The sequence below is a fragment of the Nocardia pneumoniae NBRC 100136 genome, from assembly GCF_000308755.1.
Lineage (GTDB): Bacteria > Actinomycetota > Actinomycetes > Mycobacteriales > Mycobacteriaceae > Nocardia > Nocardia pneumoniae.
In genome coordinates, this window is the sequence record NZ_BAGF01000087.1 from 1 (window position 1) to 22,414 (window position 22,414).

The following is a 22,414-nucleotide window of genomic DNA, read 5'->3' on the forward strand; positions in this document are numbered from 1 at the left end:
TCGCCGTCGTCTTCGGCGACACCTTCGGCAAGGGCTGGGGCGGTGGTGGCGCGGGCAACGACGACCAGGACTGGCGCAGCAACGTGATCGGCTTCAGCGCCGACCGCGACCTCTCCGACGGCCTGACCCTGGATACCTTCGCGCAGGACAGCCGCTGTCACGCCGCGGAGATCCTGGGCAGTCGCAAGATCAAGAACTGGGAGACGACCACCATCCCGACCTCGGGGTTCGCCGTCGGGAACCGGCAGTACCTGAGCTACATGTCGGTGAATCGGTGGAGCCGCATTCCGGGCTTGTGGTGGACCAACTACGGCGGCATCGCCTACTCCGACGATTACGGGCGCACCTGGAAGAAAGACCAGCATGCCAAGTGGGAGAACTTCTTCGGCCTGGGCAGATTCCAGGTGGCGGCGATGGTGCCGCAGGGCGACTACGTCTACATGTTCGGCACCCCGAACGGACGCATCGGCGTGATCGGGCTGGCCAGGGTGCCGAAGCACCAGGTGCTCAACAAATCCGCCTATCAGTACTGGGTGGGCGGCAGCTGGGCGCCCGCGGCCGAGAACCAAGCCACCCCGCTGGTGCTCGGCATGGCCAGTGAGGTGTCGGTGCGCTACGACCGGGAGACCGAACGGTGGCAGATGGTGTACCTGGATTCGGCCCGCGGCGCGATCGTGCTGCGCACCGCGTCGAGCCCGCAGGGCGCGTGGACGGACGCGATCCCGCTGGTGTCCACCGCCGACTACCCGAAGTCCTACGGCGGGTTCATCCATCCGTGGTCGACCAGCGAGGATCTGTACTTCACGCTCTCGGCGTGGGACAGCTACAACGTGTATCTCATGCACGCTCGGCTGGATTCGCCACGCTGACGGCGGCGTCATCGTCCGCCATACACCGCGATGACGCTGGTCAACGCACGGATCGGCGTTGGTATCGTGCGCGGTATGAACGACCGGCGTTGCTGTGTTCAGGACGGGAGACTCCGGTGACCGAGACGGACGCGACGACATCCGCCCCCGGCGCACCAGGCTGGCAATTCTGGATCGACCGAGGCGGCACCTTCACCGATGTGGTGGCGCGGCGGCCGGACGGCATACTCGTCACGCACAAGCTCCTCTCGGAGAACCCGGCGCGGTACGCCGATCCAGCGGTGGCCGGTATCCGTGCGATCCTCGGTGCCAACCTGGACACGGAACGCCACACCGACTCGGTCCGCATGGGTACCACGGTGGCCACCAACGCCCTGCTGGAACGCAAAGGCGAGCGAACAGTTCTCGTGATCACCCGCGGCTTCCGCGATGCCTTGCGGATCGCCTACCAAAACCGTCCGCACATCTTCGCCCGCCAGATCGTGCTGCCGGAACTGTTGCACGAGCGAGTGATCGAGGTGGACGAACGAATCATGGCCGACGGCACGGTGCTGAGGCCACCGGACCTGGACGCCCTCGCCACCGAACTGCGACGGGCCTACGACGACGGCATTCGCGCCGTCGCGGTGGTCTGCATGCACAGCCACCTCCATCCCGCGCACGAACAGGCGATCGGCCGAGTCGCCACCGGGATCGGATTCCCGCAGATCTCGCTGTCCAGTGAGGTGAGCCCCCTGATGAAGCTGGTGCCACGCGGGGACACCACCGTGGTGGACGCCTATCTTTCGCCGGTGCTGGACCGCTACATTCAACAGGTCGCCGACCAGCTCCAAGGCGTGCGGCTGATGTTCATGCAGTCCAATGGAGGACTTACCGAAGCGGGAAAGTTCCGGGGCAAAGACGCGATTCTGTCCGGACCGGCCGGCGGCATCGTCGGCATGGTGCGGATGTCCGAGCTCGCAGGGTTCGACCGGGTCATCGGCTTCGACATGGGCGGGACCTCAACGGATGTCTCGCACTTCGCCGGTGAGTACGAGCGGGTGTTCACCACGCAGCTCGCGGGCGTGCGGCTGCGCGCCCCGATGCTGGATATCCACACCGTCGCGGCCGGTGGGGGCTCGATCCTGCATTTCGACGGCAGCCGCTACCGGGTCGGTCCCGACTCCGCGGGCGCGGTGCCGGGACCAGCCTGTTATCGCGGTGGCGGACCGCTGACCGTGACCGACGCCAACGTCATGCTCGGCCGTATTCAGTCGGCCTATTTCCCACGCGTCTTCGGCCCGGATGGCGACCAGCCGCTCGATGATGAGCTGGTGCGTACCCGGTTCGCCGAGCTGGCCGCCGAGATAGCCGAGCGCACCGGGGACGATCGCACCCCGGAGCAGGTCGCCGAGGGTTATCTGCAAATCGCCGTCGCCAATATCGCGGCCGCCGTCAAACGGATCTCGGTGCAGAAGGGCCACGATGTCACCCGATACACGCTGACCACGTTCGGCGGGGCGGGAGGTCAGCTCGCCTGCGCGGTAGCCGATTCCCTCGGCATCAGGACCGTCCTCGTCCCGCCCATGGCCGGCGTGCTGTCGGCACTCGGGATCGGGCTGGCCGACACGACTGCCATGCGTGAACAGTCCGTGGAATTGCCGCTGGCACCCGAGTCGATGCCGCGGGTCACCGATACCGCCGACGCGCTCGAGGCCGCAGCGCGCACCGAGCTGGCCGCCGAGGGGATACCCGAGCAGCGCATCCGGGTGTGGCGGCGAGCCCAGCTGCGCTACGACGGCACCGACACCGCCCTGGCCGTTCAGCTCACCGAACCATCCAGGATGACCAGGGATTTCGAAGCACGCCACCGGGCAACATACTCCTTCACGATGGACCGCCCCATCGTCGTCGAGGCCCTGTCCGTCGAAGCGACCGGCCTGACCGAACCACCGGAACTGTCCGGTCTCGCACAATCCGCCGGGAACGGAACGTCCACCGTTAACCGAACAGGGCCGGAGAAGATTCGCTTGCACACCGGCGGTGCCTGGCGCGAGGTGTCACTCTATCGACGCGCGCAGCTGACGTCCGGTGCGGCCATACCGGGGCCCGCCGTGATCACCGAAGCCAACGCCACCACCGTCGTCGATGAGGGCTGGCAGGCGGCCGTGAACGACATCGGGCACCTGATCATGCGGCGGGTAGCCGTGGTTGCTGGACCGGAGGCGGGTACCGAGGCGGACCCGGTCATGCTGGAGGTGTTCAACAACCTGTTCATGTCCATCGCCGAGCAAATGGGCGCGCGTCTGGAGTCGACCGCACAATCGGTCAATATCAAAGAGCGCCTGGACTTCTCGTGCGCGCTTTTCGACCCTGACGGCAATCTCGTCGCCAACGCACCGCACATTCCGGTCCATCTCGGCTCCATGGGCACCAGCGTCAAGGAGGTCATCCGGCGGCGAACTGGAACGAACCGGTCTGGAGCGCAAGACCAGCAGAGCATGCGCCCGGGAGACGCCTACGCCGTCAACGACCCCTACCACGGCGGCACCCATCTGCCGGACATCACCGTCATCACACCGGTGTTCGACCAGGCGGGCAGCCGGATCCTGTTCTACGTCGCTTCCCGCGGCCATCACGCCGAAATCGGCGGCATCACACCAGGTTCCATGCCGGCGAACAGCCACCGCATCGAGGAGGAAGGCGTCGTCTTCGACAACTGGCTGCTCGTCGAGAACGGCAAGTTCCGGGAGGAGGAGACCTACCGGCTGCTGACCGAAGCACCGTACCCGTCGCGCAACCCGGCCACCAACCTCGCCGACCTGCGGGCGCAGATCGCCGCCAACGCCAAGGGCGTCGAAGAAGTCGGGAAGATGATCGAGCACTTCGGGTTGGATGTCGTCGAGGCCTACATGCGCCACGTCCAGGACAACGCCGAAGAATCGGTGCGCCGCGTCATCGACGCGCTCGACGACGGCGAGTACACCTACCGGACCGACCTCGGCGCCACGATTCGGGTACGGATCACTGTGGACCGCGACAATCGCTGCGCCACTATCGATTTCACCGGCACGTCGGCGCAGTTGTCCGGTAACTTCAACGCGCCCTACGCCGTGGCCAACGCGGCTGTCCTGTACGTCTTCCGCACTCTGGTGGCCGCCGACATCCCGCTCAACGACGGCTGCCTGCGGCCGCTGCGGATCATTGTGCCGCCCGGGTCCATGCTGGCGCCCGAACCTCCTGCCGCCGTCGTCGCGGGCAATGTCGAGACGTCACAGGCCATCACTGGCGCGTTGTACGCGGCACTCGGCGTGCAGGCCGAAGGCTCGGGCACGATGAACAACGTCACGTTCGGCAACGACCACAGTCAGTACTACGAGACCATCGGTTCCGGTTCCGGTGCCGGCGACGGCTTCGACGGCGCCAGCGTCGTGCAGACCCACATGACGAACTCACGGCTCACCGACCCCGAGGTCCTCGAGTGGCGCATGCCCGTGCTGTTGGAGGAATTCTCGGTGCGCGCGGGTAGCGGAGGCGCCGGTCGCTGGCACGGCGGGGACGGTGCGGTGCGTCGCCTCCGGTTCACCGAACCGGTGACGGTCTCCACCCTGTCGAGTCATCGCAGCGTCCCGCCGTACGGTATGGCGGGCGGTGAACCGGGGGCCTTGGGCGTCAACAAGGTCGAACGCGGCGACGGGACGGTCGTACTCCTGCGCGGCGCGGATTCGGCGCGGCTGGAACCCGGCGATGTGCTGGTCATCGAAACTCCGGGCGGCGGCGGATACGGATGTCGACCGCTTTCCGGTGGTATCGCGGCGGCTCGAGGACAGTGACACGACACGCGTAAGCCGTCGCACAGCGCGATCGCCAAGTACGCTCGGTCCAATCATGGCCACGTATTTCGATCCGAAGTCCTGGTCGCCGTCACGGGCTGTCGATCTCGGCAAGCGCTTATTCGATCAATCCTGGCTGGAGCAGTGGGTCGCGCTGAGCACCGCGTGGCTGGATCCGGTCGCCGACCTCGGCTCCGGGACCGTCACGGCGCTGCTGCCCGATGTGCTGATGACGATGCTCAGCGAGGGCATCCTGAGCCGGTTCGGCGGACAGGAGGTCAGCGCGACACTGCTGGGTCACGACCTGCGGGCCACCTTGCAGGTGCTGAAGGTGCGCCGCCGCGGTGCGCACTTCCAGACCAAGACGGTGTTGTCCGGGCTGCGCTGGGACGACCATTCGATCGACGACGTGACCGTCATCGCACACGGCGTCCGCTTGATTCCGGGCGTGCCGACCAAGGTCCGCGCCGCCCGACTCGACCTGGACGGCACGATCACCGCCGCGGCGCTGATCGGGTGGCTCAACACCCAGCCGCTGGGCTGGACCCTCGACCTGCACGGAACCGGCTTCGTCCGGGCCAGGCACCGCAGGCGAGCGGTCACGGCGCTGATCGAAGCGTCCGTCACGGACAATCGGCTGGACATCGCCGTGCGCAGGGCGAGCTGGTTCGGCGTTCCGATCCCGCGCAGGCTGATCGGCGTTCCCGCCGTGCTGCTCGAGCAGCTGCCCAACGGCGCCCGGATCGTGCATGCCACCAGGGCAGGCGAGGTAATCCGGTTCCGCGTCGAACTACCCGAGATCACCGGTTCGTTCGATCTCGCGCAGATCCGCTCCGCGATCCTCGCCGGCACCACCCTGATCGTGTTCTGACCTGTCAGCTCTGCGTTTTCCACCACTCCAGCAGTGCCGACTCGGCCTCCTCACGCGTGAGCGGCCCGTGGTCGAGGCGCAGTTCCTTCAGATGACGCCAGGCCCGGCCGACGTCAGGGCCGGGCGGCAGGCCGAGCAGCTCCATGATCGCGTTGCCGTCCAGGTCCGGGCGGACCTTGGCCAGGTCCTCCTGCTGCCGCAGATGTTCGATCCGCGCCTCCAGCTCGTCATAGGTGGCGCGCAGCGCGGCCGCCCTGCGCTTGTTGCGGGTGGTGCAGTCGGCGCGGACGAGTTTGTGCAGGCGGGGGAGCAGATCGCCGGCGTCGGTGACGTAGCGCCGGACCGCCGAATCGGTCCACTGGCCTTTGCCGTAGCCGTGGAAGCGCAGGTGCAGGAACACCAGCCTGGCCACGTCTTCGGTGAACTGCTTCGGGTACTTCAGCGCCCGCATCCGTTTGCGCACCATCTTGGCGCCGACCACCTCGTGGTGGTGGAAACTGACACCGCCACCCGGCTCGTTGCGCTTGGTATCGGGCTTGCCGATGTCGTGCAGCAGCGCGGCCCAGCGCAGCACCAGGTCGGGGTCGCCTTCTTCCTGGTCGATGGCCTGCTCCAGCACCGTGAGGGAATGCCAGTAGACATCCTTGTGCTGATGATGCTCGTCGATTTCCAGCTTCATCGCGGGGACCTCGGGCAGCACCCGCTGGGCCAGCCCGGTCTCGCACATGACGTTGATGCCGTCGATCGGGTGCGCGCCCGCGATCAGCTTGTCCAGCTCGACGCGCACCCGCTCCGCGGTGATCCGGTCGATCTCCCCGGCCATCGCGGTGATCGCGGCCCGAACCCGCGGGTGCAGCTCGAAGCCGAGCTGGGAGACGAACCGCGCGGCGCGCAGCATGCGCAGCGGGTCGTCGTTGAACGAATCCTCCGGCGCCGCAGGCGTATCGAGCACCCCTGCGAGCAGGGCGTCCATCCCGCCGAGCGGATCGACGAACTCCAGCGCGCCGTCCGCGCCGATCCGGACCGCCATCGCGTTCACCGTGAAATCCCGGCGCACCAGATCGTCCTCGAGCGAGTCGCCGAAGGTCACCTGGGGGTTGCGGGACACGCGGTCGTAGCTGTCCGCGCGGAATGTGGTGATCTCCAGTTGCTCGGCGCCTTTTGCCGCGCTGACCGTGCCGAACGCCAGACCGCCGGTGTCCCACACATGGTCGGCCCAGCCGCGCACCATGCCCTGTACCACCTCCGGCCGCGCGTCGGTGGTGAAATCCAGATCGGTCCCCAGTCTGCCGAGCACCGCGTCCCGCACACTGCCGCCGACCAGGTACAACTCATGCCCCCCGGCGGCGAACATCTCGCCCAGCGGCGTCAGCACATCCGACAGCCTCCCCAGCGTCACCGCCGCGGCGGCCAGCAATCGGGTACGTCTATCCAGCGCAGCGTCCTCGGACTTGGGCGAAACCACGAATGAGCAGCTTACCGAGCCGCGACAACGCGTATTACGGCGCACGCCCACGCATACCACCGTGACAGACTGTGCTCGGCACGCCTGCGACTGACAGATGCGACAACGTTCCGTGAACATCCAGATGTCTCGGTCGCCGCCCACCGCAACCACACCGGCCCAACCTCCGTTTTCGAGCGCAGCGAGACCGAGCATTGCCCGTTCGCGGCCCCGCTCGCGTCCGAGTGGCCGCCGCATCCGCGACGAAGTCGCCAGCGACGGTCGCTCGGACGCGAGCCTTACAGGGGCCGCGAAAACGCAGCGCCGCAGGCGCTGCAAAATCAACACAGTAGGATTGCCAGGTGTCTCCGGCCGATCGTGCGAACAGTCGACGCCGCCAGTCTCGGCGCCGCGGTTCGGCCGCCAATGCCGCGAAACCGCGGATGCGCACGGTGCGGGAGACTTCGGCGGGCGGGCTCGTCGTCGACGGCCTGGACGGTCCGCGGGAGAACCGCAGCGCGGCCCTCATCGGCCGCACCGACCGCCGCGGGCGGCTACTGTGGTCGCTGCCCAAGGGACATATCGAAGAAGGGGAGACCGCGGAGCAAACCGCGATCCGGGAGGTCGCCGAGGAGACCGGCATCAATGGTGTCGTGGTCGCCGAACTCGGCAGCATCGATTACTGGTTCGTGACCGACGGTCGGCGGGTACACAAAACGGTGCATCATTATCTGCTGCGTTCGGTCGGTGGTGAACTGTCCGACGCCGACGTGGAAGTCACCCAGGTCGCGTGGGTTCCATTGACCGAGCTGGATTCTCGGCTTGCCTACGCCGATGAGCGGCGACTGGCCGAGATGGCGAACAAGCTGATCGACCGGATGGAGACCGGCAAGCGATGACGCGTGGACTGTTCCGGATCTTCGTGGCGGTCCTGACCATCCTCGGTCCCGTGACGGCGCTGCCGCTGCTGGATACGACGGCCGTGGCGCAACCCACCGGGTCCGGTACCTCGTCGAACCCTAAGTTCCTGAAGCTCTCGCTGGATTCGGTGTCGCCGACAACGGTGACCACCGCCAGCGACTCGGTGCTCACGGTATCGGGCACGGTCACCAACATCGGCGACCGCTGGGTGGACGATGTCAGCATCCGGATCCAGCGAGCGGCGGCGATCACCGCGCCGAGCGGGTTGCGCGCCACCTTGCGCCTCGATGAGGTCAATTACGACGTCAACGGCGAGTTCGAGGACGTCGCGCTGCGGCTCAATCCAGGGCAGCGCAAGCAGTTCACCCTCAGCATCCCGTTGCGCTCGGAAAGCGGCACGTCGTCGTCGCTGCGCATCACCGAACCGGGCATCTATCCGCTGCTGCTGAACGTGAACGGCGAACCCGCCTACGGCACCCAGGCCAGGCTCGACGATGCCAGGTTCCTGTTACCGGTACTCGGAGTGCCGCCCGCTCCGGGTGAAGACGGCTCCGGCCCCGCGGCCCCGGCGATACCCTCGCCCACCGACGCGCCCGTGGCGACGACGCTGCTGTGGCCGCTGGCCGACCGGCCGAGGCAGGTCGCGGGCCATCCGGGCAGTGTCGACGGCAAAGTGGAACTCACCGACGACGAACTGGCCGCTTCGCTCGGCAAAGGCGGTCGTCTCGACCAACTGCTGGCCGCGCTGGAGGGGGTGATCGGCGGGGGCGCCGGCCGGGACAGCACCCTGGCTTCGGCGGTATGCCTGGCCGTCGATCCCGATCTGCTGCTCACGGTGCGGTCGATGACCAGGGGCTATCGCGTGCTGGCGAGCCCGTCCGACCCCGATGGCGCGACCAGGGCCGGCGCGGGCGCCGAGAACGCGCAGATCTGGTTGGATCGGTTGCGCGCGCTGGCCGGGTCGATGTGCACGGTGGCGCTGCCGTTCGCCCAAGTCGATCTCTCGACGCTGGCCGCGGTCAACGACCCGGCGCTATCCGCGCGCGCGATCACCGAGCCCGCCGACATCGTCGACTCGATCCTGTCCACCCGCTCGGTGCGTGGTGTCAGCCTGCCGGATTCCGGAAGCATCGACGCGAGTGCGGGCCTCCTGTTGCGCAACCACGGTTTCGGAACCGCCGTGCTCGCCTCGACGGCCACCGTTCCCCATGGCGCCGCCGACTGGGCGCAGTCGACCAGCGAAAGCGGCAAGACAACCGCCGATTCGAACTCGGTTTCCCCGGTCGCGGACTCGGCGAGCCCGGAAGTGGTCCGGCTGCCCGCGATCACCGCGCTGCCACCGGCCGCGCCGACTCCACCGGCGGGCGCCAATGGAACTCCGTCGGCCGCGCCGGCTCCGGTCGCCGACCCAGCGCTGCACGCGGTGACCTTCGACATCTGGTCCGCGACCGCATTGGCCGCGGTCGGCTCCAACCCACCCACGCCGCCGTTCACTCCGTCCCGGGTCCGCTACGACGTCACCAATGATTCGCGTGCGGCGCGATTGCAGGACGCACTGGGTGCTATCTCCTGGACCGCGCTGAATCCGGAGGCGAACCGGCCGCGCTCCCTGCTGCTCGTGCCGCCGCAGCAGTGGGGCCCGAACCGGGACGAAGCGACCGCGCTGTTGCGCCAGGTGGACACGCTGCTGCGCGGCAACCTGGCCACCGCGCGTCCGTTCCATGACTTGGTCGCGCTGCCGCCGGACCCACAGCCTTACGAGCTGGACTATCTGCCCCAGGCCGCGCACGACGCGGTGCCGGACCGGTTCGTGCTGCCCGTGCGCGACCAGGGTCGCCGGATCACCGAGATGATGCGCGCATTGGTGGACGTGCCGGAGGCCGAGCCGACGCCGCACGCTTTCCTGACGCCGCTGCGGGACGACCTGATCCGCGCGCTGAGCCTCTCGGACCGGCGCGCCGACGACTCCGCGCAGCCGGACACCTTCGCCCAGCGCAGGCTGGACCAGACCATCCGGACGATGGACCGCCTGTACCGCTCGGTCACCGTGCTGCCGCCGGGCGGGGTGTACACGCTCGCGTCCGAGCAGAGTCCGTTGCTGCTGGTCGCACGCAATGATCTGCCGGTGGCCATCCGGGTCAGGTTCCGGATCGAGGCGCCTGCGGAGACGGAGATCACCGATCCGGGCGAGCAGCAGCTTCCGGCGAACGGGTCCCGATCGTTCCAGATTCCGACCGAGGTCAGCGACAGCCGCAACCTGGTCATTCCCATCTCGCTCACCACATCGGAGGGGATCGCACTCGGCAATCCCACGCAAGTCTCGGTGCGTTCGAACGCCTACGGTCAGGCTCTGGCGATAATTACCGGATGCGCCGGACTCCTGTTGCTCCTGTTGGCCGGCCGCCGTTTGTGGCGCCGGTTCCGTGGGCAGCCCGACCCGGCGGACGAGGGCTTCGATCCCGGCACCAGGCGCCGGGTCAACCGGTACCGGCGCGCACGCAGCCGGATGCTGCGGGAGCAGGAGCAGCTCCAGGAGACGCGGTGAGGGATCCCGCGGCGACGGCCCCTCGCAAACCGCTTCTACCTGCGTCGATGTGGTATCCCACGGTGTCGTGTGGCACGGTGGAGGACAATCGAAGTGTTCCCGCGCCGGCGCTGACCGGAGGGGCACGATGGGCAGAACGTTCACCGATCACGGTGAACCGGTGTGGCAAGCCGCGGCGCACCACACCGATGGGGGTGCGGATATCCCGGCTGGTACAGGAGGCATGATGAGCGACGATGACATATCGGCTCATCGCCCTGGACCTGGTGAGCGGCTCGACGGGCCACCGGCCCGCCGAGCGCCGGCCGCACCGTGGGAACGCCGTCCGCCGTATCCGGAGGCCGGTCCCGACATGAACGGCAGCCAGAACGGCGGCCAGCCGGAGGTACCGCAGATCAGTCATCCCTCGGCCGCGCCGCAGCCCAGGCCGGTGCAGCGCATGCCACCACCGCCGCCCGCACCCCAGCCGCGACCGCAACGGCCGCCCGTTCCTCCGCCGCCACACTCCGACGGGCCGCCCCCGGCCCAACGGCAATACCCGGCGCAACCTCCGCCGGCCGGACGTCCGCCCGGTTCCGCACAAGTGTCCGGATTCGTACAGCGGCCCAGCCCCGGACAACCGGCCGGTCCCGCCGACCAATGGCGCCCGGTGCCGCCGAGTCCCGCACGTCCAGGGCCTGGGCAGTCCGGACCCCTCCCGATGGGTGCGCCGCGGCCCGCGCCGCCGGCTCCGCCCGCCGGGCCACGCTCACCACACTCGGGTGCGATTCCGGCCGCGCCGCGTCCGCCGCAGCCGGGCCCCATCCCGGCCGCGCCGCGCCCACCCCGATCCGGACCGATCCCGGCCGCCGCGCCCGAGCCCGGCCGAGTGCCACCGCCCCGCTACGGCCCGCAACAGCCGCAGCAGTTCCCGCCACCACAGCGGCAGCGGCCACCCGCGCCGGTCCGGCACGAGCCCGCCGAGCCGGACCGCCCCCGGACCAGGGAGTGGCCCGCCACCGCTACCGCCGAGCCGCCGAAGGACCAGGACTCGAAGCAGAGTTCGAGTTCCAGGCTGCTCAGCGACTCGGGATCGATCGCGTTCGCGACGCTGATCAGCCGGATCACCGGGTTCGGCAAGCAGCTGTTGCTGCTGACCGTGCTCGGCCCCGCCATCGCCAGCGCGTTCACCGTCGCCAGCCAGATCCCGAACATGATCGCGGAGTTGGTGCTCGGCGCGGTGCTCACCGCGATCGTCGTACCGACGCTGGTGCGCGCGGAGCAGGAGGACCCCGACCGCGGGGCCGCCTTCGTCCGGCGCCTGGTGACCGCGGCCTTCGTGGTGCTGGCCACCGCGGCGCTGTTGGCGACGGCGGCGGCGCCGGTGCTGACCACGCACGTCTTCCTGTCCGACGACGGCCAGGTGAACACCGCTCTCACGACGGCGCTGGCCTTCCTGCTGCTGCCGGCGATCCTGTTCTACGGCATGTCGGCGCTGCTCACGGCGATCTTGAACACCAGGCAGATGTTCAAGCCCGGCGCGTGGGCGCCCGTGCTGAACAATCTGGTCGTGCTCGCCGTGCTCGGCTTGTACGTGCTGATGCCGGGCGAAATCACCCTGGACCCGGTCCGGATGAGCGATCCCAAGCTGCTCGTGCTCGGCGTCGGCGTCCTCAGCGGCGTAGTGGTACAGGCGGTCACCCTGATCCCGGCGATCCGCAGGGCGGGCATCGACCTGCGTCCGCTGTGGGGGATCGACGCCCGGCTCAAGCAGTTCGGCGGCATGGGCGCCGCCATCGTCCTGTACGTCCTGATCAGCCAAGCCGGCTTCATTTTCGCCACGCGGATCTCCTCGCATGCCGACGCGGCCGGCCCGGCGATCTACAACAACGCATGGCTGCTGCTGCAACTGCCCTACGGCGTGCTCGGTGTCACGGTGCTCACGGCGATCATGCCGCGGCTGAGCCGCAACGCCGCGGCCGACGACACGCCCGCGGTGGTGGACGACCTCTCCGCCGCGACCAGGCTGACCATGATCGCGCTGGTTCCGGTGGTCACCTTCCTCACGCTGGCCGGCCCGCAAGTCGGTCAGGCGCTGTACGGCTACGGCAACTTCGGCTCCGACGCCGAGCGCCTCGGCCTCGCGGTCAGCTGGTCGGCGTTCGCGCTGATCCCGTATTCCTTGGTGCTCATCCACCTGCGCGTGTTCTATGCCAGGGAACAGGCGTGGATTCCGACCTGGATCATTCTCGGCATCACCACCGCGAAAATCGTCTTCTCGGCGCTGGCTCCGGTGGTCACCGACGCCGAGCACGTGGTGATCGCGCTCGGCGTCGCCAACGGCCTCGGCTTCGCGGTCGGCGCCGTGGTCGGCGGCTTCCTGCTGCATCGCAGCCTCGGCGATCTCCGAATGAGCAACGTCGGCCGCACGGTGACCCGGGTGGTGCTGGCCTCGCTCGCCGGCGGCGCGGTGATGTGGATCGTGGACCGGGTACTCGGGCTGGACCGGCTGACCGCGGCCTTCGACGGTCCCGGCTCGCTGATCCGGGTGGCGATCACCGCGATCGTCATGTTCGCGGTGGCTTTCGGCCTGATGCGACTCGCCGGGATTCCGGAGATCGTCGCCATCACGGTGGCCATCTCGCGGCGCCTCGGCTGGACCCCGCCCGCGCCGGATCTCGACCTGGAGAGCCCGGTCGAAGATCCGTACGTCACGCAGGTGCTCCGCAGGCCCGACCCGTATCTGGCCTACCCGCGCTTCGACCCGTACATGGATGCCCAGACCATGGTGCTGCCCGTAATCAGAGCGGAAGCCGTTGACCGCACCGGCGTGGGTGAGTTCCCGTACCCTGTTCGGCAGAGAAGCACAAGTGGCGAATTCGCCGGAACCTCGACAAACCAGGGCGAAGGAGGACCGAGGGTGAGCGACGACGCGGTGGGCGGCGTCCCGGCCGCCGATTCTTCTGCGACCACGTCCGGCGGACTGTCCACCGATGTACCGCCGACCGCGGGGGAGCCGTTGGATCCCGCGTACGCGAACAAGGAGCCGGGCACGGCTCCGCCGGAACAGGGCGCGGCGAGACCGCAGGAGAACCAGCTGCCGCCGCGCGATCCGATGTACGACACCGGGATGATCCCGATCGGCTCGCCGGAGATGCCGCCGATGGGTGGGGAAAACCTCGGCGTCCGTCGCGTTCCGCGCGGCCCGAAGCTGATCCCGGGCGCCTCCGTCGCCGGTGGGCGCTACCGGCTGCTGGCCAGCCACGGCGGTGCCCGCGGCCTGAAGTTCTGGCAGGCGCTGGACATCAAACTCGACCGTGAGGTCGCGTTGACCTTCGTCGACGCCGACCAGAAGGCGACCGACAACTCCGGCCACGACGGCCCCCAGGCGATCCTGTCCCGCACGCTGCGCCTCGGCCGGATCAATTCGCCCGGCCTCGCCCGCGTGCTGGACGTGGTGCGCGGCAGCTCCGGCGGCATCGTCGTCGCGGAGTGGACGCCGGGCCGATCCCTGCGTGAGATGGCCGAGACGGTGCCCTCGCCGATCGGTGCCGCGCGCGCCATCCGTGCGCTCGCGTCGGCGGCCGAGCTGGCCCATCGCGGCGGTGGGTCGCTGTCCATCGACCACCCGGACCGGGTGCGCATCAGCGCGTCCGGTGACGCGGTGCTCGCCTTCCCCGGCACGCTGTCCGATTCGGACGCGCAGTCCGACGTGCGCGGTCTCGGCGCGATGCTCTACGCGCTGATCACCGCGCGCTGGCCGATCCGCTCCGGCGGCGTCAGCGGCGCCGCGGCCACGGTCGGCGGCTTGCGGCTGGCCGACTTCGGACCGGACGGCACCCCCATCGAACCGCGGCAGATCCGCCCGGAAGTGCCGTTCGAGATCTCGGCGGTCGCCGTGCGCTCACTGGAATCGAACAAGGGCGTACGCACCGCCGCCACGGTCCAGCACGTGCTCGAGCAGGCGTCGGTGGTCGACCAGAAGACCGATTTCATCCCGGTGCTTCGACTCGGTCAGCGTGCGCCCGCCAACATCGACGACTCGCTCGCCGATCCGGAACTGCTCGCGGCGGAACGCGAACGCTCGCAGCGCATGATGTGGATCATGGTCGGGCTCGGCATCCTCGCCGCGCTGGTGGTCGGCATCGTCATCTGGTGGATGGTCAGTGTGTTCGCGCCGAGCGCCTCGGAGGCGCCGCTGAACGAGCAGCGCAATATCGGGCTGACCACCAACAGTCAGCCCGCGCCGACTCCCGCGGCGGCCGGCCCCAACCTCACATCGACCGGCGTGCCGGTCCCGGTGACCGGCGTGACGGTGTTCTCTCCGGAGGGCACCCCCGACGGGGTCGCCCACGTCCAGGCGGTGCTGGACAACGACCCGGACACCCAGTGGCGCACGGATCAGTACTTCCAGCAGTTCCCGGCGCTCAAGAAGGGCGTCGGGCTGCTGGCCACGCTGCCCACCCCGGCCAAGCTCACGAATGTCTCGATCAATTCGCCCAGCGCGGGCACGTCGGTGGAGATTCGCACGTCGCCCACCGGCTCGCCGACGCTCGACCAGACGCAGTTGATCGGTTCCGCCCGGCTGGACGACGGCGTCACCGACATCCCGGTGCGCGCCGACCAAGCCGCCCGCTATGTGCTCGTCTGGATCACCGGACTGGGGAACTCCGGCGGCCAGTTCCAAAGCGCGATCGCCGACATTCGTTTCGACGCAGCGCCTTAACCCGACTCCACGCGGCACGTATTCCTTCGTGTCAGCCATCCGCGCGCATGCTGGGTGGCGCGTGATCCTCCGATTTGCGCCCGATCTCTTGGTTGCTGCCAAATCGTGACGGACGATATGATCTTCGAGCGCTCTCAGCAGGGGAGCTTCCCGGGTTCTGATGCTCTCGATCCCGGATGCTGCGAAATTCTCGGCGATGGTCAACCATGCCCGTTGCCGCCGTGAGCGCTGTCCAAGGGGTTGGCATTGTCGTCCGAATTGAACGAGGGGTGTGGCGACCGCATCGAGGTCGCCGTGCGGACGCCGCGTCCGGTGGCGTACCGCGAGCGCTCGTTCATCCCCGATGAGTACACCGATGTCGAGTTGTTGCGGGCACACGTGGGCGGCCAGCGGCACGCGTTCGCCGAGCTGCTGCGCAGGCATAACGATCACCTCTGGCAGACGGCGTTGCGCACCTCCTACACCCGGGAGGACGCGGCGGACTCGTTGCAGGACGCGCTGTTGTCGGCGCATCGCACGGCCGGGTCGTTCCGCGGTGAGGCCGAGGTCCGCAGCTGGCTGCACGCGATCGTGGTGAACGCCTGCCTGGATCGGATCCGGCGCAACAAGACCCGCCGCGCGCTCTCACTCACCGCCGACACCATGCCCGAACCGAAGGACGACCGCGATGCGATGGCCGAGCTGGAGATGTCGATGGTGATCGATCGCGCGCTGTTCTCGCTGCCACCGGAGCAGCGCACCGCGTTGGTCGCCGTCGATGTGGAGGGGTATAGCGTGGCCGAAGCGGCCGCGTTGCTCGGAGTCGCGGAGGGAACGATCAAAAGCCGGTGCGCGCGGGCGCGGCAGCGGTTGCAGCAGCGGTTGGAATTTCTGCGTGATCCGGGGAACCGCAGCTAGCTCGGCTGCGTCATTAACAGTGACGGGCTACGAGACGATGTAGAGACGGTCCCATCAGCGAGGGGATTGCCGTGATGTCAGAGGCGAGCAACGGAGGTGCGATGGCGACCCGGGTGCCGCGGCCTGCGTTCACGGCCGAGTTGCTCGCCGACCTGCACGCCGACAACGTGGCGCCCCAGCAGCGTGCGCAGTTGTGGCCCGCGGTCTCCCGCGACCCACAGGCGCTGCGTTACCTGCGGTCACTCGACGAGGTCAGCGCCGAGCTGCGTGCCCTGGGCTGTGACGAACGCATCATCCACCCCATGCCCGCCGACGTCGCGGCCCGGCTCACGCAGTTCGTCGACGAACTGGACCCACCCGAGGGCCCAGCTGCCCGGGACGGCGCGATCCATTCCGTGCCGACAGACGAATCCGATGGGGAGCCAACGGCTTCGGAATCCCCGCTGGCCCAACCGGTCCCGCTCGACGACCGCCGCCGTGGCAGATTCCGTTGGTCGGCCGCGGCGGCCGCGGCGATCCTCGCTGTCACCGGTGTGGGCGCCGTCGTCTCGACGCTGCGCGGCGGTGACGATCCCACACCACCCATCGCTCAACCCACCCCTGGAAACGACGATCTCGGCGAGGAACTCACCGCCACCGTCGCGCTCTCCGCCCTCGGCCGCCACACCGTCACCGGCTCCCTCGCCAACCCGGCCGCTCTGAACCGCTGCGTCCAAGCCAACGGACTCGAACGGACCGTTCTCGGCTCCACCGACATCACATTTCAAGGCCGCAACGCGGTCCTCATCCTGCTCAGCGGCCCGCGTCCACCCTCGATCACCGCGCTTGTCGTCGGGACCGGTTGCGGCACAGGCGATCCACAACGCAGGGCAGTGCAGGACATCGGCTGACGGTGCGATATCGGGCACACGCACCATGTGACCCGGACAACGCGGGAACAACAGCCATTACCCTGTTGTTGACCGACACGTCCCTGTCGTCGGCCGATACGTCCACTGAAACTCCCGGAAGGGCCCCATGAGCGTTCGCGACCTGATCATCATCGGCTCCGGACCTGCCGGCTACACGGCCGCTGTGTACGCGGGCCGGGCCGAGCTCGAGCCGCTGCTGTTCGAAGGGACCCAGTTCGGCGGTGCGCTGATGACCACCACCGAGGTGGAGAACTTCCCCGGCTTCCGCGACGGCATCATGGGCCCGGACCTCATGGAGGAGATGCGCGAGCAGGCCAAGCGGTTCGGCGCGGAAATCCGCACCGAGGACGTCGACGCGGTGGACCTCACCGGCCCGGTCAAGAAGGTCACCGTCGGCACGGAGGTCTACGAGGCCTACGCCGTGATCCTCGCCATGGGTTCGGCCGCGCGGTATCTCAACGTCCCGGGCGAGCAGCGGTTGCTCGGACGGGGTGTCAGCGCCTGCGCCACCTGCGACGGCTTCTTCTTCAAAGGCCAGGACATCGTCGTGGTCGGCGGCGGCGACTCCGCGATGGAGGAGGCCACCTTCCTGACCAAGTTCGCCTCCAGCGTCACCATCGTGCACCGCCGCGAGGAGTTCCGCGCCTCGCGCATCATGCTGGAGCGCGCGAAGGCGAACGACAAGATCAAGTTCGTGCTCAATGCCGAGGTGAGCGAGGTGCACGGCGACAACAGCGTCACCCACCTGACGCTGCGCGACACCCGCACCGGCGAGACCTCCGAACTGCCCGCCACCGGCCTGTTCGTCGCGATCGGCCACGACCCGCGCAGCGAGCTGGTCAAGGGGCAGGTCGCGCTGGACGACGAGGGATACGTGCTGGTGCAGCACCCCACCACCGCCACCGACATCCCCGGCGTCTTCGCCGCGGGCGATCTCGTCGACCACACCTACCGCCAGGCGATCACCGCCGCGGGCACCGGCTGCCGGGCGGCCATCGACGCCGAACGCTGGCTGGCCGAGCAGGGTGATATCACCACGAACACCCTCGACCACGCGGGCGAGTCGGTCGCCGTCCCCGCCAACTGATCTTCCGTCTCGCCGTATTCCAAGGAGAAATTCATGTCCGAGTCCGCCAAGACGGTCACCGTCACCGACGCGTCCTTCGCCGACGACGTGCTGCTCAGTGACAAGCCCGTCCTCGTCGATTTCTGGGCCGACTGGTGTGGGCCGTGCAAAATGGTCGCCCCCGTCCTGGAGGAGATCGCGGGCACGCATGCGGACAAGTTGACCATCGCGAAGCTGGACGTGGACGCCAACCCGAGCACCGCCCGCGATTATCAGATCCTCTCGCTGCCCACTATGATGCTGTTCCGCGGCGGTAAGCCGGTCAAACAGATCGTCGGAGCGAAGGGCAAAGCGGCTCTTTTGCGCGAACTCGAAGACGTCATCTGACGACGCGAAACGAGAACGCGCCGTAGGATGCCTGGACCCGGGGAATTGTCGCAACCCGGTCCGGGTCTGAGACAATCGACCGACGCTCCGGTCGTGCGAAGGTGTATCCCATCGCATGAGTGGGTACCCGCGGGTTGACGGAAGGAAAGGGCTCTCACGCATGCACCGACTTCGTCACGGCGATTCCGGTCCAGCCGTAGCAGAGGTTCGGAGCACCCTGGCAAGTCTCGGGTTCCTACATGCGCACGTCGGTACCGATCACTCGGACGCGCGCGAGTACTGGAAAGACACCGAAGTCTCCTTCGACCATCACCTCGACTCTGCGGTCCGCGCCTTCCAGCAGCACCGCGGGTTACTCGTCGACGGCGTGGTCGGACCGGCGACCTATCGGGCGCTGAAGGAGGCTTCGTACCGGCTCGGCGCCCGCACGCTGATCTATCAGCTCTCCGCGCCGCTGTACGGCGACGACGTGGCCACCCTCCAGCGCAGGCTGCAGGACCTCGGCTTCTACGTGCACCGCGTCGACGGGTATTTCGGACCGCACACCCACGACGCGCTGACGGCCTTCCAGCGTGAGATCGGACTGTCGGCGGACGGCATCTGCGGTCCCGACACACTTCGCTCGCTGGACCTGCTCGGCGCCAGGGTGACCGGAGGCAATCCGCATCGCATCGCCGAGGAAGAAGTGGTGCACCGGGCGGGCCCCCAGTTGACCGGCAAACGGATCGTCATCGACCCGGGTCTCGGCGGTCCGGACAAAGGTTGCGCGGTGCCCACCGAGTACGGCGATGTCTACGAGTCGGAAATCCTATGGGACTTGGCCAGCCGCTTGGAAGGCCGGATGGCCGCCACCGGCATGGAGACCTTCCTCTCGCGTCCGTGGGGGGCCAACCCGACCGACGCCCAGCGCGCCGATACCTCGAACGCCTTCGACGCCGATCTGATGATCTCGCTGCGCTGCGCCACCAATCCGAGTCCGCTCGCGAACGGCGTCGCCGGGTTCTACTTCGGCAACTCGCACGGCTCGGTGTCGATGATCGGCCAGGTACTCGCCGGTTTCATTCAGCGTGAGGTCGTCGCGCGAACGTCGTTGCAGGACTGCCGGACCCATGCGCGCACCTGGGATCTCTTGCGCCTCACCAAGATGCCGACCGTGCAGGTCGACATCGGTTATCTGACAAATGAATACGACGCCTCCGTACTCACCAACCCACGTATGCGGGATGTGATCGCCGAAGCGATCCTGATCTCGGTGAAGCGGCTGTATCTGCTCGGTCAGGACGATCAGCCCACCGGCACATACACTTTCGCCGAACTGCTGGCCGAGGAGCTGGCCGCGGCGGACCGGATGTAGTTCACCTGCCCTGAAACGTCAAGCGCCCCCTGTCCTTCTCTTGGGTTCACGCGGTCGTCGTAACACTCTCGATGTGAGAGGTTGCGGCGACCGTGTCGTTTTCGGAGGATGTGGCCCGGTTCGGTGGCCATCTGGTCCGGTTGATCAGTGCCGGGTTGCTGTGACCGAAGCCGCTGCGGCGCTGGGTATTTTGCGGGGGCGTGCCTACCGGATCTTGCGGGCTGAGGGTGTGGAGCTGGGCAAGCCTCGCGGACCGTCGCGGCCGGTGGATCCGGTGCTGATCCGGCGGGTGTTCGACCAGACGGGATCGGTGAACCGCGCCGCGAAGACTGCCGGGGTGGCGTTCTCGGTGGCTCGTCGAATTCTGGTGGCCGACGGGCTGTTGAGCGCGGCGGCCCGCCAAACACCCCGGACGGCGGGAAAAACCCGAGGCCAAGCGGCGGTTTCTGGAACTGCTCGCGGCAGGGATGTCGATGAGGGAGGCCGCGGCCGAGGTCGGTGTGAACTACCGGACCGCGAGGGACTGGCGGCTGGGAATCCGCCGGACAGGCAACGCGCGAGTGCGTCCCGACGGCACTGTGATCAACTACCGGACCGGGGTCGACTACAAACGTCCGGTGGTCAAGGCCCTGGATGATGCCGCTCGCGCGGCGATCAGCGATCGCTATCTGTCGTTGCAGAACCGGCTCGATATCGCCGACGGGTTGGCACCAAACAGACGGTGACCGCGATCGCGGCCCGGATCAGCAAGCACAAGTCGACGGTGTCGCGGGAGATCTGGGCCCACCTGGTCAACGGTTTACCTGCCTTACCGGGCGCATGAGCAGGCCAGTGCCTCGCGGGCGCGCCCGAAGGCGTCGAGACTGGTGAGCAACGAGTTGTTGCGGCAGGCTGTTGCCGATGGCCTGTCCCGGTGGCGGTCGCCGGAACAGATCTCTCACCGGCTCCGCAAGGACTATCCCGACGACGAGAGCATGCGGGTGAGCCACGAAACGATCTACCAGGCTCTCTACTGCCAAGCGCGCGGCGGACTCAAACGCGAGCTGGTCGCCGCGCTGCGGTCCGGGCGGACCCGGCCGCCGGCCTCGCCAGGCAGTGAATCGGCGGACCCCCAGATTCGTCGACAAGATGATCATGATCAGTGACCGGCCCGCTGAGGTCGACGACCGGGCGGTGCCCGGCCACTGGGAAGGGGACCTGATCGTCGGCGCAGGGCACAACTCCGCAATCGGCACGCTGGTGGAACGCTCGACCCGCTACACGATGCTGCTCCACCTGCCCGCCGGTCATCACGCCGAAGCCGTCCGCGACCAGCTCATCCGCACCATCTCCACGCTGCCCGCGCACCTGCGCGGCTCGCTCACCTGGGACCAAGGCTGTGAAATGGCCCGACACAAGCAGTTCTCCATGGCCACCGATATGGCCGTCTACTTCTGCGACCCCGCCAGCCCCTGGCAGCGCGGATCGAACGAAAACACCAACGGCCTACTGCGCCAATACTTCCGAAAGGCTCCGATCTGAGTGTCCACGGTCCCGAAGACCTCGAACACGTCGCCCAGGAACTCAACGACCGGCCACGCAAAACGCTCGGCTGGGATACCCCAGCCGAGCGTCTTCGTGATCTACTCACCACCTGAAATCCAGGCAGTGTTGCGACGACCCCTGGAATCCAAGCTTTCGATCGACAGGGGGCGCTTCGCTGTTCCGGGTCAGCGCGCCCCGATGCGGGTCGGCACGGTCATCGAGGCCGCCGCGAGCAGCTGGTCCAGCGCTCGTTCGACGTCTTCCTTCCAGCCGTGATCGGAGTCCAGCTCCAATCGCAGCCGCGGGAACCGGTGGTGCGGGGCGACGACCTCGAAACCGACTTCCTCTAGGAAGTCGGCATCGATCATGCAGGTCTCCGGCGAGCATTCGGTGGACGCACCGGACCCGCCCGAACCATTGATCGGTGCGACGATCCGCTCCATCAGCGTCATCGAACCGAATCGCTCCGACAGCGCCTGCGTGGACGGATCGGTACGAATGCCGAATGCCTCCAGCGCGCGCACACCGCGGCGCACCAGATCCGCCACCACCGCCTGGATCAATTGATGGGCGATATCGGCATCCTGATAGGGAAATTCGGCCCGCAGCGTGGTCAGCAGGATGGCGTCCGGGCTGACCGGAGAAGTGGGGAAGAGGGTGGCTCGCGGCACCGCGCTCGGCGGGGCGTACAGGGCGCAGCCGGCGACGTTGCCGTCGACGTTCGCCACCTGTCCGCACGAACCCCACTCCAGCATGACCGTGGACAGCCACGCTTCCTTCTCGAACACCGGATCGCTGAAATTGCGCGAGTCCTCGGCCACCGCGGGATCGATCTCCCAGAAAACGCAGCGCCGCGCATGCGCGGGAAGCTTTTCCAGTCCGCCGAGGGTAAGTGCTGTGACGCTGGTCGACACCGCTCTGCTCAGCCTCCAGCTGTCCGATTCATCCACGCTCACGCCTCCACCTCGCTGGCGCTCGCCTCCGGCGTGCGCGTTGCGCGCTGGGGCATGGCTTGCTCGCTGCGCTCGCTCATACCTGCGCCTCGCTGACGCTCGGCTCCGGCACGAGCGAGGGCTCGGCTGTGTCCATTGTTCGCCCGCTGCGCTCG

The 22,414-nt window shown here is 68.1% G+C and carries 13 protein-coding genes and 1 pseudogene; 12 read left to right on the plus strand and 2 right to left on the minus strand.

From position 1 onward, the window contains the following. From ON34_RS28215 to ON34_RS28225, 3 genes are all read left to right on the plus strand, one after another. On the plus strand, positions 1-869 hold an 869-nt coding region (locus tag ON34_RS28215; RefSeq protein WP_040785110.1), incomplete at its 5' end, for a glycoside hydrolase family 183 protein. Positions 870-985: 116 nt separating this feature from the next. After that, positions 986-4,681, plus strand: a complete 3,696-nt coding sequence (locus tag ON34_RS28220; protein WP_051023250.1) for a hydantoinase B/oxoprolinase family protein — start codon at positions 986-988, stop codon at positions 4,679-4,681. A gap of 55 nt (positions 4,682-4,736) precedes the next feature. Then, positions 4,737-5,552: a hypothetical protein gene (locus tag ON34_RS28225; protein ID WP_040785111.1), complete on the plus strand. Its 816-nt coding sequence runs from the start codon at positions 4,737-4,739 to the stop codon at positions 5,550-5,552. A 4-nt stretch (positions 5,553-5,556) separates the two neighbouring features. On the opposite strand, the gene ON34_RS28230 is transcribed toward ON34_RS28225, so the two are convergent. Then, positions 5,557-7,017: a CCA tRNA nucleotidyltransferase gene (locus ON34_RS28230; RefSeq protein WP_040785113.1), complete on the minus strand. Its 1,461-nt coding sequence runs from the start codon at positions 7,015-7,017 to the stop codon at positions 5,557-5,559. Positions 7,018-7,358: 341 nt separating this feature from the next. On the opposite strand from ON34_RS28230, the gene ON34_RS28235 reads away from it, so the two are divergent. From ON34_RS28235 to ON34_RS28275, 9 genes and pseudogenes are all read left to right on the plus strand, one after another. Beyond that, on the plus strand, positions 7,359-7,895 hold the full coding sequence (locus ON34_RS28235; RefSeq protein WP_040785115.1) for an NUDIX hydrolase: 537 nt from the start codon (positions 7,359-7,361) through the stop codon (positions 7,893-7,895). Continuing rightward, the gene (locus ON34_RS28240; protein WP_040785118.1) at positions 7,892-10,462 is read left to right on the plus strand and encodes a DUF6049 family protein; all 2,571 of its coding nucleotides are present in this window, start codon (positions 7,892-7,894) and stop codon (positions 10,460-10,462) included. The genes ON34_RS28235 and ON34_RS28240 overlap by 4 nt, the downstream gene beginning before the upstream one ends. Positions 10,463-11,330: 868 nt before the next feature. Next, complete coding sequence (locus tag ON34_RS28245) at positions 11,331-15,167, plus strand: murein biosynthesis integral membrane protein MurJ (RefSeq protein WP_083889845.1); 3,837 nt, start codon at positions 11,331-11,333, stop codon at positions 15,165-15,167. A gap of 294 nt (positions 15,168-15,461) precedes the next feature. Further along, positions 15,462-16,064, plus strand: coding sequence for an RNA polymerase sigma factor SigM (gene sigM, locus ON34_RS28250; protein ID WP_083889850.1), 603 nt, complete (start codon positions 15,462-15,464; stop codon positions 16,062-16,064). Between the two features lie 101 nt (positions 16,065-16,165). Then, positions 16,166-16,954 (plus strand): RsmA family anti-sigma factor, encoded by a 789-nt coding sequence (locus tag ON34_RS28255; protein WP_040785120.1) that lies wholly within the window; start codon positions 16,166-16,168, stop codon positions 16,952-16,954. 127 nt (positions 16,955-17,081) lie between these two features. Beyond that, positions 17,082-18,062: a thioredoxin-disulfide reductase gene (trxB, locus tag ON34_RS28260; RefSeq protein WP_040785121.1), complete on the plus strand. Its 981-nt coding sequence runs from the start codon at positions 17,082-17,084 to the stop codon at positions 18,060-18,062. 33 nt (positions 18,063-18,095) lie between these two features. Continuing rightward, positions 18,096-18,428, plus strand: a complete 333-nt coding sequence (trxA, locus tag ON34_RS28265; RefSeq protein ID WP_040785123.1) for a thioredoxin — start codon at positions 18,096-18,098, stop codon at positions 18,426-18,428. A gap of 160 nt (positions 18,429-18,588) precedes the next feature. Next, the gene (locus ON34_RS28270) at positions 18,589-19,782 is read left to right on the plus strand and encodes an N-acetylmuramoyl-L-alanine amidase (RefSeq protein WP_040785126.1); all 1,194 of its coding nucleotides are present in this window, start codon (positions 18,589-18,591) and stop codon (positions 19,780-19,782) included. A 467-nt stretch (positions 19,783-20,249) separates the two neighbouring features. Continuing rightward, positions 20,250-21,419, plus strand: a pseudogene (locus tag ON34_RS28275) (IS30 family transposase). Positions 21,420-21,491: 72 nt separating this feature from the next. Here the strand turns inward: ON34_RS28275 and ON34_RS28280 are convergent. Then, positions 21,492-22,220: a GNAT family N-acetyltransferase gene (locus ON34_RS28280; protein ID WP_040785128.1), complete on the minus strand. Its 729-nt coding sequence runs from the start codon at positions 22,218-22,220 to the stop codon at positions 21,492-21,494. Positions 22,221-22,414 lie beyond the last annotated feature (194 nt).

Bases quoted from the DNA above. Each gene is read 5' to 3' on its own strand.
- ON34_RS28225 (WP_040785111.1), top strand. From the start codon at position 4,737: ATGGCCACGTATTTCGATCCGAAGTCCTGGTCGCCGTCACGGGCTGTC.
- ON34_RS28240 (WP_040785118.1), top strand. From the start codon at position 7,892: ATGACGCGTGGACTGTTCCGGATCTTCGTGGCGGTCCTGACCATCCTC.
- ON34_RS28255 (WP_040785120.1), top strand. From the start codon at position 16,166: ATGGCGACCCGGGTGCCGCGGCCTGCGTTCACGGCCGAGTTGCTCGCC.
- trxB (WP_040785121.1), top strand. From the start codon at position 17,082: ATGAGCGTTCGCGACCTGATCATCATCGGCTCCGGACCTGCCGGCTAC.
- trxA (WP_040785123.1), top strand. From the start codon at position 18,096: ATGTCCGAGTCCGCCAAGACGGTCACCGTCACCGACGCGTCCTTCGCC.
- ON34_RS28270 (WP_040785126.1), top strand. From the start codon at position 18,589: ATGCACCGACTTCGTCACGGCGATTCCGGTCCAGCCGTAGCAGAGGTT.